The organism is Rhodococcus sp. SGAir0479 (assembly GCF_005484805.1).
In the GTDB taxonomy this organism is placed as follows: domain Bacteria; phylum Actinomycetota; class Actinomycetes; order Mycobacteriales; family Mycobacteriaceae; genus Prescottella.
The window spans coordinates 3,207,983-3,225,044 of sequence record NZ_CP039432.1 but is presented as its reverse complement, the minus strand read 5'-3'; the positions used below and the strand labels follow the sequence as shown (position 1 = coordinate 3,225,044).

Here is a 17,062-nt window from a genome sequence, read left to right as displayed (position 1 = left end):
GAGGCCGCCTCCGAGTGTTACTCGGAGTACCGCTTCGGATTCGCACCGGTGCGTCCGAACGATCTTTCATTGCACTGCCGTACAACGAAAGAAACTGTCCCGTTCCGACGCTTCCGGTGCGAATCTTTCCGTTCTTTTGCCGAGACGCGATCCCTTCGTGATCCGCCTCCCTACATTCGTGTCCGGATCGCAAGCTTCCGGGGTATCGGATCCGACCGATCGCTCGCGATCGAACCCAGGCAGTACAGCTCGTCGATCTCTTCCGAACGCCCTCCACCTCGAGGGCATCAGCCCGCTCGCCAGGAGTGAGCGGAGACAAGGAGCAGGACAGCATGAGCACACCTCTCGCCCGTCGCGTCACCGTCGGTCTCGCCGCCACCGCAGCGTCCGCCGGCTTGCTGCTGGCAGCCGGAGCACCCGCCGGCGCAGTCGCCGGCTCGACTACCACGAACTTCAACAACGCGTGCATCGGTTCGGTCCTCGGGATCAGCTCACAGAAGATCGAGCCGGCTTCGGTGACCGTCAACCACACCGTGGTGGCCCCCACGGGATCGAACAACACCTACGAACTCCAGATGGGCGCGCAGACGACGCCGGGTGCCGGTGGCACGGGTGTTCCCGGCTACTCGTTCACGGGGCTCGACCAGATCGCCGTCGACTACAGCATCGACCCGTCGACCTTCGTGAGCGCGTCGATCGTCAGTGGCACGGGGTCCGGCTACAGCGGTACACCGCAGGTCTCGGTGTCGGGCTCTGTGCTGACGTTGAGTGGAACGAGCGCTGCTCCGCTGGCGGTCGGCGTGAGTACGACGTACCAGCTGCCGAAGGTTCGAATCGTCACCAAGAACACCAACTTCGACGTGAGACTCAACACGGCGGGTGACGCGGCGAAGTACGGGAACGCCGCTGACTACTTCACCTTCGTCTCGAAGGCGACGGGCCCGTTCGGACCTGCCAACGCGGCGACCAACTGCATTCCTGCGGACGCGGGCGGTGCCGTCGGGAGCACTCCGACGCTGAACGCCGGCGCCGGCACTCTGCACTAGTTCGACGAGCCGCTTCGGATCGATTCCGAAAGCTCGGAGGTGCGGTCCGGAATGCTCGTGCCGGGCGGCACCTCCTGCCTGGGCCGAACGAACAATTTGTCATCGAAGGCGGACTGTTCGGGGATTCGTTCGATCCCGGCGAAAACGCCACCGAACCGTGACCTCGTGCAATAGATTCGTGTCCCGATCGCACGTGTCGCGTCCAGGCTCGGGGCTCGAAGTTGGAATGAAGGGGGAAGGCGGGGAACGCGCAGCCTCTCGGCAATGGGTTGTGCTCGACTGTCGAAACAACTCTTCAGAATTGTCGAACAGGCGATCGCCGCAATTTTTCCGAAATGGGCTCCCACGGGCGATTCGAGTGGTTATGCTCCATCGGAACTTCAGTGCAATCGGATTCGCGCTCGCGTAACCGATTCGGGGCGGACGCGGTACCGAAAAAGCAACCAATGAAAGGAAAGGAATACACATGAGTGTGTCGTTCCTGCAGGCAACGGCGGCATTTTTTCAAGGCCTGGCCCAAGCCATCTACTCGGGGTCGGTGACACCAGGCACCGGCGCGGCACTGGGCTCGCTCGCCGATGTCATCAGCGAGAGCTGACGCGCAGCGCCAGCTCGGGCATCCATCCAGCTTAGGAGAATGAAATGACACTCGGGTCGCTAGCGCCCCTGCTCCAGAATCCATCGATCCAGCAGATCGTGGCAACGCTTCTCTTCTCGCCCTTCGCCTATTCGGTGGACGGCGGCTGGGAACCGCCGCCGATCATGGGCTGACAATATCTCGCAGAAGGAGTGGAGAATCGTGAACACAGGTAGCCTCGTCGACCTTCTCACCAGCGTCGACGTAATGCCGTGGAGTGAAGTCATCCTCGGCCCCGTGGTGAATCTCGTCAACTCGATGTTCGATGTCGTCGGCGACGTGATCGCGCTCTGGCCGGCCGGCTCGTCGGGTGCGGCGGGCAGCATCCAGGACATCGTCGGATCCAGCGGCACGTAATTTCAAAGGAGAATGCAGATGGACCTGTCGTTGACCTACAGTTCCGACCTGATCGACTTCGGGTCGATCGACCTGGTAGGGGTGCTGGCGTCCTACCTCGATGCGCTGTCCCTCAATCGGCCGCCGGTGTAAAGGGGAACCACGATGTTGCAGAAGTACATTGTTCAGATCGTCTCGTATATCGGCGGCCTGGTCGGCTTCACCGGTATCGGCAGCAAGATGCTGGAGAACCCTCCTCAGAAGTGACCACAGAACGACCATCGAGACCGCAGGCGCCCCGCGGGTGCCTGCGGTCTCGCTGTCGTCTCGTCGAGTAGGCGTCGAAAACGTGGAGGAATGCAGAGTGCGCGCAGATCCGGGATTCGAGTCACGGTGTGCACGGCTGGAACCGCGAGACGCCGAGTTTGTCTACAACGAGCACGACGGACATCTCGAGCACCTGGTGGCCGTGTATCTGTTCGACGAGACGTCGGCGTCGTCCACGTCCCTCACCGAGGAACGCGTACGGGAATGGATGCATGCCAGGCTCGGTAGCCACCGGGTATTCACGTCCGTGATCACACGATCTCCCCTCGGTATCGACCACCCGCACTGGGTTCCCACCGAGACCGTCGACCTGCGCCACCACCTCCGGGTGTGGGCGGCTCCGGGCCCGGGCTGGGACGGCGTCGGGCCGCTCCTGGGCGAAATGGTCACCTCCCGCGTCGACCTGGCGCGGCCGCCGTGGGAACTGCACGTCATCACCGGCGTGACCGGTCTCGACCTGCACGACGGGCCGGTGACCGCGGTGGCGCTCAAGCTTCACCACAGCGCCGCCGACGGGCTCGCGGTCATGGAGCTGGCACACAAGCTGTTCTCCGAGACGCCGCTCCCGGCCCCGGCCGCCGCCCCCGTTCGTCTCCCGAGAACCCGGATGCTCGTCCGGTCCGTTCGCGACATCCCCCGCCGGACACGGACGCTGGTCCGCTCCGTCCCCGGGAACCGCGCGTCGGCGCGCGCCGTCGAGGCGGCCTGTGCCGCCGGGGACTGGCCGCGCCTGCCGAGGCGGCCGGCAACCCGCTTCAACACCGTTGCCAGCGGCCGCGCCTGTCTCCGCTCGATCGTGCTGCCGGGCAAGCAGGTTGCGGCGACCCGGTCGGCTGCGCCGGGGATCACCATCAACGACGTCGTGCTGGCGGCAGTCGGCGGTGCTCTCGATCGGTACCTGCGTGAGCACGGCGAGCGGCCGGACGGCGCCCTGGTGGCCATGGTTCCGCGGTCGATGCGGCGACTGGAACGGTGGCAGTCGGCCAATCAACTGGTCGTTCTCGCGGTCGACATGCACACGGACGTCGCCGATCCGGTCGATCGCCTGACGGCCGTCTCGGCGTCCTCGCGTCTGGAGAAGAAGCGCACGTCGCATCCCGCGATGCGGCGACAGGTGGCCGCGATGGACACCGCTCCGCCCCTGATCTGGCGCCTGGCGGCATACCTGCGCCGGCGTAATCGCTACGAATCCAACACCTCCCGCACCTCCCACACGATGATCAGCAACATTCCGCTGACCGTCGACGGGCTCACCTTCGGTGGGGCCCGCGCGGTCGCGGTCCTCGGCTCGCAACCACCCATCGACGGGGATCGGTTGCGCCACTTCGTCACGACCGCGTCCGGCGGCGACCTCGTCCTGACCGTCATCGCCGATCCCGAGGTGATGCCGGACCTGCCGCACTACCTCGAAGTGATCCGCACGAGTCTGGGCGAACTGCACGACGCGGTGCGTGCGCGCGGGTCCGAGCCTTTCGCGGACCCCGACGCGGCGGCGACACCGGCCTGACCGGCTGCCCGCCGGGGTGAGTCGGCGGATGAATAACCCGACAAGTTGGACGAGCGCCCAACTGAATCGCGAAAACGCAGACACGGTCCGGCAACGTCGTCTATCTTTTTCATCACGGTCGAATAAACGCGATCGTCCTCCCGATCCCACGCTCGCGGAGTGGCACACCACGGCCGCACCGCACCCAGCGTCAAACGGACGGGTTGTACAGGGAGTTTGCTCAGCCGGGGTAGCGGGGTCCCCCGGCGACACCAGCTCCTAGCCCGGGCTGAAAAAGATCACACACCAATCACAAGCAGTTCACGGAATCTCCCCCGAAAGGCAAGACACATGAACGCTGACGCCATCTTCGCCGCGCTCATCGGAGTGATCGGAAACCTGATCAACTTCGGAAGCGTGACCGAGCTCAGCTAGTTCGTCCCACCTGCAACACATCGACACAACCACCACGAAAGTAAGGAAGAACCATGAACCTCGATGCCATCTTCGCTGCTCTCATCGGCGTCATCGGCAACATCGTGAACTTCGGTTCCGTCACCGAGCTCAGCTGATCGCGGGATCTCGCAACAGGGCGAGATCCCACCGGAGTAGTAGGAAGGCGACTGCCATGAATCTGAACGCAATCGGTCTCGGCTCCCCGGTCGAGCCGGCAACGGGATCCCTGTCGGGCCTGCTCGACACCCTCCTCGGTCTCGGCCGCGGCAGTGTCTTCGGTGGTAGCACCATCGGAGATCTCGGGAGCTCGATCTCGTTCAGTTGAGCATTCGCACCTCCGACCCCAGTCGCCGCGGCGACTGGGGTCGCAGGTGTGTTCGGCGCTCGGGCGCCGCCGTCGGCCTCGCCCAACGCGAACTTACTCGGGAGTAAGCACCAACCCGGGACAGCCGATCGGGGCGGGGCTACGCTAGGGCCTCGTGACCTCACACTATGACGTCGTTGTCCTCGGAGCCGGTCCCGGTGGGTACGTCGCTGCTATCCGCGCGGCACAGCTGGGCCTCAAGACCGCCATCATCGAAGAGAAGTACTGGGGCGGTGTCTGCCTGAACGTGGGCTGCATCCCCTCGAAGGCGCTTCTCCGCAATGCCGAACTCGCGCACATCTTCCACAAGGAGGCGAAGGCGTTCGGTATGTCGGGAGACGTGTCGTTCGACTTCGGCGCGGCGTACGACCGCAGCCGCAAGGTCGCGGACGGCCGCGTCAAGGGCGTGCACTTCCTGATGAAGAAGAACAAGATCACCGAGTACGACGGTCGCGGCACGTTCGTCGATGCCAAGACCATCTCGGTCGCACTCGGCTCGGGCGAGACCGAGACGGTGACCTTCGACAACGTCATCATCGCGACCGGGTCGGTGACCAAGCTCCTGCCGGGCACGTCGCTCAGCAAGAACGTCGTCACCTACGAGGAGCAGATCCTCACCCGCGACCTGCCCGGTTCGATCGTCATCGTCGGCGCCGGCGCCATCGGCATGGAGTTCGGTTACGTCCTCGCCAACTACGGCGTCGACGTCACCATCGTCGAGTTCCTCGACCGGGCACTGCCCAACGAGGACGAGGACGTCTCCAAGGAGATCGCCAAGCACTACAAGAAGCTCGGCGTCAAGATCAAGACCGGTGCCGCGGTCCAATCGATCGTCGACAACGGCTCCGACGTCACCGTCGCCATCAAGGACAACAAGTCCGGTGAGACCGAGACGGTCACCGTCGACAAGGTCATGCAGTCCGTCGGCTTCGCCCCGCGGGTCGAGGGCTACGGCCTCGAGAACACGGGTGTCGAGCTCACCGAGCGCGGCGCCATCGCGATCGACGAGCGCATGCGCACCAACGTCTCCGGCATCTACGCCATCGGTGACGTGACTGCCAAGCTGCAGCTCGCGCACGTCGCCGAGGCGCAGGGCGTCGTCGCCGCCGAGACCATCGGTGACGCCGAGACCCAGGAGCTGGGCGACTACCGGATGATGCCGCGCGCCACGTTCTGCCAGCCGCAGGTCGCGAGCTTCGGTCTCACCGAGGCGCAGGCCAAGGCCGAGGGCTACGACATCAAGGTCGCCACCTTCCCGTTCACCGCGAACGGCAAGGCGCACGGCCTGAACGACCCCAACGGCTTCGTCAAGCTCATCGCCGACAAGAAGTACGGCGAGCTGCTCGGCGGCCACCTCATCGGCCCCGACGTCTCCGAGCTGCTGCCCGAGCTGACGCTGGCGCAGAAGTGGGACCTCACGGTCAACGAGCTCGCGCGCAACGTCCACACGCATCCGACGCTCAGCGAGGCGCTGCAGGAGGCCATCCACGGCCTCGCCGGCCACATGATCAACTTCTGACGGTCCGCCGCCGGAAGAGCTAGTTCGCGAGAAGCCCGCACAGTACTGTGCGGGCTTTCTTGCCCTCCGGGATCGGTAGCAGCGGGTAGACGTGGATCATCTCCTGCGCCTCGTGGAAATCGAGTGACACGCCCGCCGCGGCCGCCAGTGGGCGGAAGCGGCGGGCGTCGACGTTGAGGATGTCCCGGGTGCCGGTGAACAGCGTGATCGGGCCCAGCCCGGCCGGGTCGCCGCTCAGCGGGCTCACCCACGGGTGCTCCCGATCGAGTTCGCCGCGGTAGGCGTCGGCGGCCACCGTGAGTCCGCCCGGGTGCAGCCACGGATCCCGCGGGGCGATCTCGAGGATCTCCGGGTGCGACCCGGTCGCGTCCAGCCACGGGGAGATCAGCGCGGTGTGGGCTGGGGAAGCGGTGCCGCGATCGCGCAGCGCGAGCGCCACTGCGAGGGCCAGCCCGCCACCGGCGGAGTCGCCCGCGAGCACCAGCGGCTCGTCGTGCTTCGCCACCCGCTCGGCGAGGTCGGCCGATCCGGCCACCACGTGCGACGCCGTACCGCGCGGCGCCAGCGGGTAGATCGGCACCGTGACGGCGGCGCCCGCGGTCGCCAACTGCCCCACCAGTTTCCAGTGGTGCCGGGTGATCTCGCGGATGTAGGCGCCGCCGTGCAGATACAGCACGCGCGCGGTGGGGGCGGCGCCGCGCGGGGCGACGGTGAACACCGGCCAGCCGGCCGCCGAGGTGGCGGCGGTGACGTCGAGGGTGCGTCCGAGCGCCGACGGCGGCGCGAACGGCCGGGGCTTCACCTGCAGGGCCCCGATCTCGCGCCGGATGTCGTCCGCCGTGGGCCGCCGCCGGCCCAGGAGCGCGATCGCCAACGGCATGGCCCTACTGGACAGGCTCGGCACCGGCGTCTCCCGTCGTCTCGTCCGGTCGGCGCGGTCAGCGCGCGTCGTACCGAGTCTGCGCCGCCCGGATGTCCGGCATGCGCGATTCGAGCAGAACGATCAGGCCCGTGAGGCGTTCGGCGATGTCCCGGCCCAGCGGAGTGAGGCTGTACTCGACGTGCGGGGGCAGCGTCTCACGCACCTCGCGGTGCACCAGGCCGTCGCGCTCGAGCTGCTGGAGCGTCTGCGCCAGCATGCGCTCGCTCACCCCGTCCACGCGCCGGCGCAGCGCCCCGAACCGGTACGCCCCCTCCGCGAGGGCCGCGAGCGCGAGCGTGCCCCAGCGTCCGGTGACGTCGAGCAGGACGTCTCGCGAGTGGCAGCCGCGCGCGAAGACGTCGGCCTCGAGCGTCGGGTCGGCGAGGGGCTGATCGGCGGGGCTCACGCCGTCGAGGCTACTACCGGCCCCGGAGGCAGTGCTTACGACGACGCTTGCACTTACGAAAAATAAGTGCAAGATGGAGACGGCACGAAACATTGAAGGTTCAACCTCGGGAGTTCTCATGACCATCGCCGTCACCGGTGCCACCGGGCACCTCGGCCGCCTCGCCGTCGACGCCCTGCTGCGCCGCGGCGTCCCCGCATCCGACGTCGTCGCCGTCGCCCGTAACCCGGAGAAGGCCGCCGGCCTGGCGGACCGTGGCGTGCAGGTGCGCACCGCGGACTACGCCGACCGGACCGCCGTCGAAGCCGCACTGGCCGGTGTCGACAAGCTGCTGCTGGTCTCCGGCAGCGAGGTGGGCGCACGGGTGCCGCAGCACACCAACGTCATCGACGCCGCGAAGGCCGCCGGCGTCGGCTTCATCGCGTACACGTCCATCCCGGACGCGCCGAACAACACACTTCAGCTCGCGCAGGAACACCAGGTCACCGAGCGGCTGCTCGCCGAATCCGGCATCGACCACGCCCTGCTCCGCAATGGCTGGTACTGGGAGAACTACACCAACGATCTCGCGGGCACCGCGCAACGCGGCGTCCTGCTCGGCAGCGCCGGAGACGGCCGGGTCGCCGGTGCGGCCCGCGCCGACTACGCCGAGGCCGCCGCCGTCGTGCTCACCGCCGACGAGAACCAGGCCGGCACGGTGTACGAGCTCGGCGGCGACGAACACCTGTCGTACCCCGAACTGGCCGAGGCCATCTCGAACGTCACCGGTAAGCCCGTCGAGTACCGGGACCTGCCGGTCGCGGAGTACCGGAGTGTGCTCGAGTCCGTCGGGTTGCCCGCCCCGGTGGCCGCGGTCCTCGCCGACGCCGACGCCGGTGTCGCGACCGGTGTCCTCGACGTCACCAGCGGCGACCTGCAGCGGCTCATCGGCCGGCCGTCCACCCCGTTCGAGTCGGTCCTGCGCGCGGCGCTCTGACGGCTGTTGCCCACAAAGCTGAAGGGTCCCTTCACACGCTGCCAGCGCACGAAGGGACCCTTCAGCTTCCCGAGGGGGAGGGGGAGATCAGTGCATCCCGACGGCGCCTTCGGCGGGCAGGTCGCCCTTCTTGGCGCGGACGAGGATCACGACGATGGGGCTGATGACGAGGATCAGCGCCCCGGCCCAGCCGAAGGCGTGCGTGTAACCTGACACCTCGGTGCCGAACACCCAGTCCATGACCTTGCCGACGAAGTCCTGTGCGGGTGCGGGCAGCGCCGCGACCTGCTCGGACGTGAGCGGCGTCGCGTTCGCCAGATCGGTGGGGACGGCGTCGGCGGGGAACCCGGGCGGCGGCGTGGGCGCCGGGTTGTCCGCCTGGAACGCGTTCTTGGCCGACGCGTACACCGTGGTGAACAGCGCGGTGCCCAGCGCGCCGCCGACCTGCAGGGTCGCGTTGGCGAGCGCGCTGGCCGCGCCGGCGTCGTGGTTGGGGACGCCCAGCAGCGCGAGGTTCTGCATCGGCACCATCAGTAGACCCAGGCCGAAGCCGAAGATCGCCAGACCCGGGAACACGTGCGTCCAGTAGGAGCTGTCCACCTCGATCTGGGTGAGCAGGAACAGGCCGGCCGCCGCGAAGACGGGGCCGACGACCATGAGGGGCTTGGGGCCGATGCGGGTGCTCAGCTGGGCCGCGATCGTCGACGCGATGACGATGAAGAAGGCCATCGGCAGCGAGCCGACACCCGACATCACCGGGCTCAGGCCCATCACGATCTGCAGGTAGAACGTCAGGTACAGGGTGCCGCCGAGCAGCGCCGCGCCCACCAGGGCCGAGCCGAGGAAGGCGGCGCCGCGGTCGCGATGCCACGGCACGCTGAGGGGTAGCAGCGGGTTGGCGCTGCGCTTCTCGACCAGGACGAACGCGACGAGGGCGAGCAGACCGATGCCGATGAACACCAGCGTCGAGGTCTCGAGCCAACCGTGCTCGGCCTTGGTGAAGCCGTACACCAGCGACCCGAGTCCCACCGCGACCAGCACCGTGCCGGGCAGGTCGTAGCTGGTGTCGCCGTGCGCCTTGGTCTCCTTGACGATGGGCAGCGTCACCGCGATCGCGAACAGCGCGACCGGGATGTTCACCAGCAGGCACCAGCGCCAGTCGACGTACTGGGTCAGCACGCCTCCGAGCAGCAAACCGATGGCGGCGCCACCGCCGGAGATCGCACCGAACACCGCGAACGCCTTGGCGCGCTCCTTCTCGCCGACGAAGGTCGTGGTGAGGATCGCGAGCGCGGCCGGCGCCAGCAGCGCGGCGAACACGCCCTGCCCGGCCCGCGCGACGAACAGTTGCATCCCGGTCTGCGCGAACCCGCCGACCGCCGACGCCACCGCGAAGCCGGCCATGCCGACCATGAACGAGCGCTTGCGGCCCCAGAAGTCGGCGATGCGGCCACCGAGCAGCAACAGCGCACCGAACGCCAGCGCGTAGGCGGTCACCACCCACTGCCGGTCCAGGTTGCTGATACCCAGATCCTTCTGGGCGTCGGGGAGCGCGATACTCACGATCGTGCCGTCGAGCACGACGGTCAGCTGCGCCAGCGCGACGATGCACAGCACCAGCCAGCGGCGGTCGTGATTGGGATTGTCGTGGACGGGGGCGTCGGGACGCGAGGTCGCCTGGACGTCTGAGGACATGCAGTTCCTACGGATCGGGGGCACGGACGACTGTCACGGCCGAACGTGGAGACGCTACCGGCGAACTCGATCCTGCAGCAATCGAATTCGACGGCAGCGTCGGAATGATCACACCCGCGCCCCGGGACTTGAAACCGGCCGCGGGATGTGAACACTCCGCGGCGGGCGATTGTCGCCCCGTCCGGGGCCCGGCCCGTCAGTCCGGCAGGCGCGCCTGCAACGCGTCGAGCAGTTGGGGCGGGAGCGTGAGCTCGGGTGCGTCGTCCGGGACGCCCGCCTGCGCTCGGAGTTTCGCGAACTCCTCGTTGAGCCGTTCCATCTTGACGTCCAGCCGGTGCGCGGTCTCGGCGGCCTCGGTGAGCTCGGCCAGCAGCTCGGCCGGCACCTCCCGGTTGAACTTGTAGTAGATCTTGTGCTCGAGGCTGGCCCAGAAATCCATTGCGATGGTGCGGATCTGGAGCTCGATGGGGACCCGCTGCACCCGGTCGCTGAGGTAGACGGGGACCTCGACGATGAGGTGCAGACTCTTGTACCCGTTGGGCTTGGGTGTTGCGATGTAGTCCTCGACCTCGCGTACCTCGATGTCGGGCTGGCTCGTGATCATGTCGGCGATGCGGTACGTGTCGGCGATGAAGCTGCACGTGATCCGCACCCCGGCGATGTCGAGGATCTGTTCGCGGACGTCGTCGAGGGTGAGCGGACAGCCGATGCGGTCCGCCTTGCGGACGATGCTCTCGGGGGACTTCAGCCGGGAGGTCACGTGCTCGATCGGGCTGTAGAGGTTGATGTGCGTGAACTCGTCCTTGAGGATGTTCACCTTCGTCAGCAACTGGGTGATACCGAACCGGTAGGTCATCATGAAACGGGAGAAGTCGGTTCGGAGCTGCTCGGGGTCCACGGCCACCAGTGTGCCACCGGCGCCGGATCAGAAGTCGGGCTGGATTCCCAGCACGCCGATCGTGGTCGCCAGTCCGTCGTACTGCGTCACCAGCAGACAGAACTCCACGAGCCGGCGCTCGTCGAGGTGCTCCGCGAGCGCCGCCCACGCGGTGTCGTCGATGTCGCCGGTGGTGACCAGCTGGTCGGTAGCGGCGAGCATCGCGCGGTGGCGGGGGCTCCAGTCGGGGTCCTCCGGACCGGCCAGGATCCGGTCGAGGATCTGCGGGGTCACCCCGGCCCGGCGGCCCAGACGAATGTGATGGCCCATCTCGTAGCGGCACTGGCGCAGGTGCGCGACCCGCAGGACCACCAGTTCGATCTCGAATCGCTTCAGCTTGGTGCCGGGCAGCAGCATCAGCACCCCGGAGTAGTGCAGCCAGCCGCGGAAGAGCCCGCCGGTGCGCCCGAACGTGCTGAAGAGCTTCGCGTCGGAGGTGCCCGAGACACGCGAGATCACCCGCCATGCGGCCCAGTTGACGGGCCCGAGTTCCCGGAAGCGGCCCGGCGGCACGCGCGGCGTGGTGCGGTCTGCGGCCTGCTCGTCGTGCGTGCTCATGCGATCTCCCCCGAGTCGTCGGTCCGGCCAGCATACGGAAGGCCCCCGGCGCGTGCCGAGGGCTTCGATCCCGGACCGGCGGGGGCCGGGGCATACTGCACGCGAACCGATCGCGCATTCGATGGGTCGGGGCGAACGGGAGGCGTCGGTGGAGATCGGTCAGGACGCGGCGCCGGGCAGGCTCGGCATCACGGTGGGCGACTTCGCGACCTCGCGCGCGGCGTTCGACGGGCTGAGCGTGAGCGAGATGGTGCGGCACTGGGCGCTCACCACGCCGGACCGGACCGCCTTCGTCACCGTGGACGCCCGCGTGAGCTGGCGCGAGTACGACGCGGCCACGGACCGGATCGCGTCGGCGCTGGCGGCGACCGGGCCGGACGCCGCCGACGCCGCCGTGGCGATCCACCTGCCGGACACCATGGTCTTCCACGCCGCGCTGTGTGCCGCATTCCGGGTGGGGCGCCTCGCAGTCGGGATCGGGTCCCGGTCGGGGACCGCGGAAGTCGCGCACCTTGCTGCGCGCTCGGGTGCGCGCACGCTCGTCACCACCCGGACCCTGCGCGGCGCCGACACCGCGCGGTCGATCGCCGAACTGCGCGACCGCGTCCCGCACCTGGAGCATGTCGTGTACGTCGACGAGTGCGGTGGCGTCACGGTCGAGGACGCGGACGGCCGCCCGGTGCCGGTGGCCGGACGCCGGTTCGACGCCGCCGGTGGACGGTTCGCCGTCCACGACGTGTCGATGCTCAACTCCACGTCCGGCACCACCGGATTGCCCAAGCTGGTGACGCAGACCGAGCACCGCTGGATCGCGTTCTCCGAGGTGGCCGTCCGCGCCGGACGCATCACCGGCGACGACGTGTTCCTGGGCGCCGTGCCCGCGCCGTTCGGGTTCGGGCTGTGGACCGCGCACTTCCTGCCGGCGCTGCTCGGCATCCCCACCGTCGTGCTGGAGCGCTTCGACGTCGACACCATGATCGACCTGCTCGAACGTGAACGGGTGACCGTGCTGCACTGCGTCAGTACACAGTTCAAGATGCTGCTGCGGTCCGCGCGGGCCCGGACCGCCGACCTCGGCGCGCTGCGGGCGATGTTCACCGGCGGCGAGGCCGTGCCGTACTCCGAGGCGCTCGCGTTCGAGCGGCGGACCGGCGCCGCGGTACTGCAGTTCTACGGCTCCAACGAGACCGGTGCGGTGAGCGTCACCACCGTCGACGACGACCCGGACACCCGACTGCGCACGTGCGGGCACCTCCTCGAACACATGCGGGTGCGGGTGTTCGACGACGCCGGCGCCGAGGTGGTCGGCGACGTGCGGCGCGGGCAGCCCGGCGTCCACGGCCCGCTGATGTGCCGCGGTTACTGGGACGATCCGGCCGCCGACGCCGACCTGTACACCGACGACGGGTGGATGCTCCTCGGCGACATCGTGGAGATCGACGCCGCCGGCCGGGTCCGCGTCGTCGGCCGCAAGGCCGACATCATCATCCGCGGCGGCAAGAACATCTCGGCGGTGGAGGTCGAGGAACTGGTGCGCGCGCACCCGGCGGTGGAGCTGGTGTCCGTCGTCGGCGTGCCCGACGAGTTGTTCGGGGAGAGGGTGTGCGCCGTCGTCGTCCCGGTGGGCGGCGCCGCGCCGACCGCGCGCGCGTTGGCCGCGTGGCTCACCGAGCACGGCGCCACCCGCGAGTACCTTCCCGAGCACGTCGTCGCCGTCGACGACCTCCCCCTGGCGCCCGGTGGGAAGGTCGCCAAGGGGGCGGTCAAGCGGCTGGCGCAGGAGCGCCTGGGCCGATGATCGCGAGCGGCGTGCCGGGGGCGACCTTCGCGCCCGGCACGGCGAGGACACGCAGCACCGTTCCGGAGTGCGGGCAGGGCACCGGCATCTCGAGTTTCATCGCCTCGAGGACCACCGCCGGTTGCCCCGCCGAGACCTGCTGTCCCGGTTCGAGTTCGATGCGCCATACGTTGCCCACCATGGGTGCCTCCACCACGACGGCGCCGGGTGGCACGTCGAACGGGGCCCGCTCGGGAGCGGGGGACGGTGCGGTGTCGGTCCGGTCGAACTCGCCGGACGCGTGCCACGCCCGCTTCTCCGCCTCGAACGCCGCCTGCTGCCGCTGCTCGAAGGCCGCGATCGACTCGGCGTTCTCGTCCAGGAACCGCAGGTGGTCGGCCAGCGCGAACGTGCCGTCGCTGATGTCGGCGTCGAACCGGCCGGCCCGCGACTGCGCCCGCGCCTCGGTGAGCTGCTCGGCCGTGACCGGCTCCCACACGATGCGGTCGAAGAACCGGAACAGCCACGGCGTGCCGGCCGCGAACGGCGCCCGTTGCCGGTAGCCCGACCAGATCGGCACCGTCCGCCCGATCAGCTGGTAGCCGCCGGGCGACTCCATGCCGTACACGCACAGGTACTTACCACCGATCCCCACCGCGTCCGACGGCGTCCACGTCCGCGCCGGGTTGTACTTGGTGGTCACCAACCGGTGCCGCGGGTCGAGCGGAACCGCCAGCGGGGCACCGAGGTACACGTCACCCAGACCCAGCACGAGGTACTCCGCGTCGAACACCGTGTCGCGTACATCGGCGACCGAATCCAGGCCGTTGATGCGGCGGATGAACTCGGTGTTCGACGGCAGCCACGGCGCGGTATCGCGGACGCCGCTGCGGTAGCGGTCGAGGGCGTCCGCGATCGACGGGTCGTCGAACGACAGCGGCAACCGGACGGTCCGGCTCGGCACCACCAGGTCGTGGGTGGCGGGCAGATCCTGTTCGAGCTCCTGCAGCAGGCCCAGCAGGCGCCGCTGCGGCAGCACGTCGGGATCGACGTGCAGGTGCAACGACCGCACCCCGGGAGTGACGTCCACCAGCCCGGGGATGCGGAGCGCGGCCAACGCCTCCGACAACGCGTGCACCCGCATCCGCAGACCCAGATCGAGCGCCATCGGGCCGTACTCGACGAGGACGTTGTCGTCGCCGCCGCGCAGGTAGGCCACGGCGGGCCGGTCGTCGCCGGCATCGGTGCGCGCCAGCACGCCGCCGTCGCCGCGTGAGATACGCACGGCCGGAACATCCTTCGATCGGGCGTGGTCGTCGCGGCGCAGGGCGTCCGCGTCGACCTCGGGCACCGGGACGAACCGGACCGCGTCGCCGGGGCGGATCTGTCCCATCTTCCAGCGGTGCGCGCTCACCACCGTGAGCGGGCACGCGAAGCCGCCCAGACTGGGGCCGTCGGGGCCGAGAAGGATCGGGGTGTCGCCCGAGACGTTGAGGGCGCCCACGCTGTACGGGTTGTCGTGCAGGTTCGACGGGTGCAGCCCCGCCTCGCCGCCGTCGGGCCGCGACCACGTCGGCTTGGGGCCGTCCAGCCGGATCCCGGTGCGGTTGGCGTGACTGGCGGTGGTCCAGGTGGTCTCGTAGAACTGCGTCATGTCGGCGTCGGTGAAGTAGGCCGGTGCCGGCTGGGGGCCTTCGGTGACCGCGAGGTGCCACGTGTGCGTGAACTCGGGCCGGGCGCCGCCGGGGACGGGCGCCGGTGCCGCGAGGCCACCGGTGTCCGGAAGCATGCCGAGCACGTCCCCGGTCGCGACGGCCCGGCCGGTGACGCCGCCGAACCCGCCGAGCGTGAACGTCGAAGCGCTGCCGTGGAACTGCGGGACGTCCAGACCGCCGCGCACCGCGAGGTAGGTGCGCAGTCCGGTGCCGGCGGGGGAGCCGATGTCGAGGACGGACCCGGCCGGGACCGCGATCGGCTCCCACATGGGGGCGGCGAGCCCGTCGACGGTCACGGGGACGTCCGCGCCCGTCACGCACACGATCGTGGCCACCGAGAACTCGAGGCGCGGCCCCTGCAGCGTGCATTCGAGTCCGGGCGCGCCCACCGGGTTGCCGACCGCGGTGTTCGCGAGCCGGAACGACAGGTCGTCCATCGGTCCCGACGGCGGAATACCGACCTCCCACAAGCCGATCCGACCGGGCAGGTCCTGCACCGTGGTCATCGTGCCGGCCCGCAGCACGTCGATGCGCGGACCGGTGGCCGGGACGTCGGCGAGCGAGGACGTCGTGTACTCGGTGAGCGGGGCCGCGCACAGGTGGCGCAGTTGCGGGAGGTTGGTCTGCACGCCGTAGAGGCGGGTGTCTGCGAGCGCCGTCGCCAGGCGGGCCCGCGCCTGCTCGCGGGTGTCGCCGCGGCACACGATCTTCGCGAGCATGGGATCGTAGTGCGCGCTCACCTCGGTACCGGTCTCGACCCAGGCCTCCACGCGGGCGTCGGCCGGGAACTCCACCGCGGTGAGTGTGCCGGCGCTGGGCCGGTAGTCGCGGCCGGGATCCTCGGCGTACACGCGGGCCTCCACGGCGTAGCCGGTGATCGCCGGACCCGACTCGGGCATCCCGTCGAGCATCGAGGCGTCGCCGGCGGCCAGCCGCAGCATCCACTCCACCAGGTCGACCCCGGTGATCTCCTCGGTCACCGGATGTTCCACCTGCAGTCGGGTGTTCATCTCGAGGAACGACGCCTCGCCGCGGTCGACGTCGTACACGAACTCGACGGTGCCTGCAGACCGATATCGCACCGACGCCGCGAGATCCCGGGACGCGCGCAGGAGTTGCTCGACCACCGCGTCGGGCAGGCCGGAGGCGGGCGCCTCCTCCACCACCTTCTGGTTGCGGCGCTGCAGCGAGCAGTCGCGGGTGCCCAGGCTCACGGTACGGCCGGTGCCGTCGCCGAACACCTGCACCTCGATGTGGCGGGCCCGGGCCACGAACCGCTCGAGGAACACGCCCGACGAGGAGAAGTTGGCGGTGGCCAGGCGTTGCACCGTTTCGTACGCCGCGCGCAGCGCCTCCGGGGTGAAGCACGCCTGCATCCCGATGCCGCCGCCCCCACCGACGGCCTTGAGCATCACCGGGTAACCGATCCGCTCGGCCTCGTCCAGTGCCTCCGCGACCGAGCCGAGGAGTCCGCTGCCGGGGACCAGGGGGACTCCGACCGTGCGTGCGGCCTCACGGGCGGTGTGCTTGTCGCCGAACACCCGCAGCTGCTCGGGGGTGGGGCCGACGAACACGATGCCTGCCGCCTCGGCCTCGGTCGCGAACGCCGCGTTCTCCGAAAGGAATCCGTAGCCGGGATGAATCGCGCCCGCGCCGGCGGACAGGGCCGCGTCGATCACGAGGTCGCCGCGCAGGTAGGACTCCACGGCCGGCGCCGGGCCGAGACGGACCGCGGTGTCGGCCATCTCCACGTGTCGCGCCGACGCGTCGGCATCGGAGTACACGGCGACGGTCTTCAGGCCGGCCGCGCGCGCGGAACGGATGATGCGGCAGGCGATCTCGCCGCGATTGGCGACGAGGAGGGTGTCGAAAGCGGGGAACACGAAGGTCTCCTTCGATCGGGAG

At 69.1% G+C, this 17,062-nt stretch carries 15 protein-coding genes; 9 read left to right on the top strand and 6 right to left on the bottom strand.

Features of this window, described 5'->3' with window-relative positions; all coding sequences use genetic code 11:
* Positions 1–332: 332 nt before the first annotated feature.
* The 7 genes from E7742_RS15045 to lpdA all read left to right on the top strand — a co-directional run bounded on the left by E7742_RS15045 (position 333) and on the right by lpdA (position 6,171).
* Complete coding sequence (locus E7742_RS15045; protein ID WP_137799667.1) at positions 333–1,046, top strand: hypothetical protein; 714 nt, start codon at positions 333–335, stop codon at positions 1,044–1,046.
* A 466-nt stretch (positions 1,047–1,512) separates the two neighbouring features.
* Positions 1,513–1,644 carry a hypothetical protein gene (locus E7742_RS23630; RefSeq protein ID WP_302660007.1) on the top strand — a complete coding sequence of 44 codons (132 nt, stop codon included), beginning with the start codon at positions 1,513–1,515 and terminating at the stop codon, positions 1,642–1,644.
* A gap of 44 nt (positions 1,645–1,688) precedes the next feature.
* Entirely contained in the window at positions 1,689–1,817 is a 129-nt protein-coding gene (locus tag E7742_RS23625) for a hypothetical protein (protein WP_302660006.1), read from the top strand.
* A gap of 28 nt (positions 1,818–1,845) precedes the next feature.
* The gene (locus E7742_RS15040) at positions 1,846–2,040 is read left to right on the top strand and encodes a hypothetical protein (protein WP_137799666.1); all 195 of its coding nucleotides are present in this window, start codon (positions 1,846–1,848) and stop codon (positions 2,038–2,040) included.
* Positions 2,041–2,383: 343 nt separating this feature from the next.
* The gene (locus E7742_RS15035; protein WP_254699020.1) at positions 2,384–3,853 is read left to right on the top strand and encodes a wax ester/triacylglycerol synthase domain-containing protein; all 1,470 of its coding nucleotides are present in this window, start codon (positions 2,384–2,386) and stop codon (positions 3,851–3,853) included.
* A 607-nt stretch (positions 3,854–4,460) separates the two neighbouring features.
* Entirely contained in the window at positions 4,461–4,613 is a 153-nt protein-coding gene (locus tag E7742_RS23245; RefSeq protein WP_175420497.1) for a hypothetical protein, read from the top strand.
* Between the two features lie 154 nt (positions 4,614–4,767).
* The gene (lpdA, locus tag E7742_RS15030) at positions 4,768–6,171 is read left to right on the top strand and encodes a dihydrolipoyl dehydrogenase (protein ID WP_137799664.1); all 1,404 of its coding nucleotides are present in this window, start codon (positions 4,768–4,770) and stop codon (positions 6,169–6,171) included.
* A gap of 19 nt (positions 6,172–6,190) precedes the next feature.
* On the opposite strand, the gene E7742_RS15025 is transcribed toward lpdA, so the two are convergent.
* Positions 6,191–7,051: an alpha/beta hydrolase fold domain-containing protein gene (locus tag E7742_RS15025; RefSeq protein WP_254699019.1), complete on the bottom strand. Its 861-nt coding sequence runs from the start codon at positions 7,049–7,051 to the stop codon at positions 6,191–6,193.
* A gap of 58 nt (positions 7,052–7,109) precedes the next feature.
* Positions 7,110–7,499 (bottom strand): winged helix-turn-helix transcriptional regulator, encoded by a 390-nt coding sequence (locus E7742_RS15020; protein ID WP_254699018.1) that lies wholly within the window; start codon positions 7,497–7,499, stop codon positions 7,110–7,112.
* 118 nt (positions 7,500–7,617) lie between these two features.
* Between E7742_RS15020 and E7742_RS15015 the strand changes: the two genes are divergently transcribed.
* Positions 7,618–8,475: an SDR family oxidoreductase gene (locus E7742_RS15015; RefSeq protein ID WP_137799661.1), complete on the top strand. Its 858-nt coding sequence runs from the start codon at positions 7,618–7,620 to the stop codon at positions 8,473–8,475.
* Between the two features lie 87 nt (positions 8,476–8,562).
* Here the strand turns inward: E7742_RS15015 and E7742_RS15010 are convergent, their stop codons facing one another.
* From E7742_RS15010 to E7742_RS15000, 3 genes are all read right to left on the bottom strand, one after another.
* Positions 8,563–10,170, bottom strand: coding sequence for an MFS transporter (locus E7742_RS15010; RefSeq protein WP_137799660.1), 1,608 nt, complete (start codon positions 10,168–10,170; stop codon positions 8,563–8,565).
* A gap of 196 nt (positions 10,171–10,366) precedes the next feature.
* Positions 10,367–11,068 carry a GTP pyrophosphokinase gene (locus tag E7742_RS15005; RefSeq protein WP_137799659.1) on the bottom strand — a complete coding sequence of 234 codons (702 nt, stop codon included), beginning with the start codon at positions 11,066–11,068 and terminating at the stop codon, positions 10,367–10,369.
* Positions 11,069–11,095: 27 nt separating this feature from the next.
* Complete coding sequence (locus E7742_RS15000) at positions 11,096–11,665, bottom strand: carboxymuconolactone decarboxylase family protein (RefSeq protein WP_137799658.1); 570 nt, start codon at positions 11,663–11,665, stop codon at positions 11,096–11,098.
* 121 nt (positions 11,666–11,786) lie between these two features.
* On the opposite strand from E7742_RS15000, the gene E7742_RS14995 reads away from it, so the two are divergent.
* Positions 11,787–13,463 (top strand): class I adenylate-forming enzyme family protein, encoded by a 1,677-nt coding sequence (locus E7742_RS14995; RefSeq protein ID WP_137799657.1) that lies wholly within the window; start codon positions 11,787–11,789, stop codon positions 13,461–13,463.
* Here E7742_RS14995 and uca read toward each other — a convergent pair.
* Positions 13,429–17,040 (bottom strand): urea carboxylase, encoded by a 3,612-nt coding sequence (gene uca, locus E7742_RS14990; protein ID WP_137799656.1) that lies wholly within the window; start codon positions 17,038–17,040, stop codon positions 13,429–13,431. The genes E7742_RS14995 and uca overlap by 35 nt on opposite strands.
* Between the last annotated feature and the right edge of the window lie 22 nt (positions 17,041–17,062).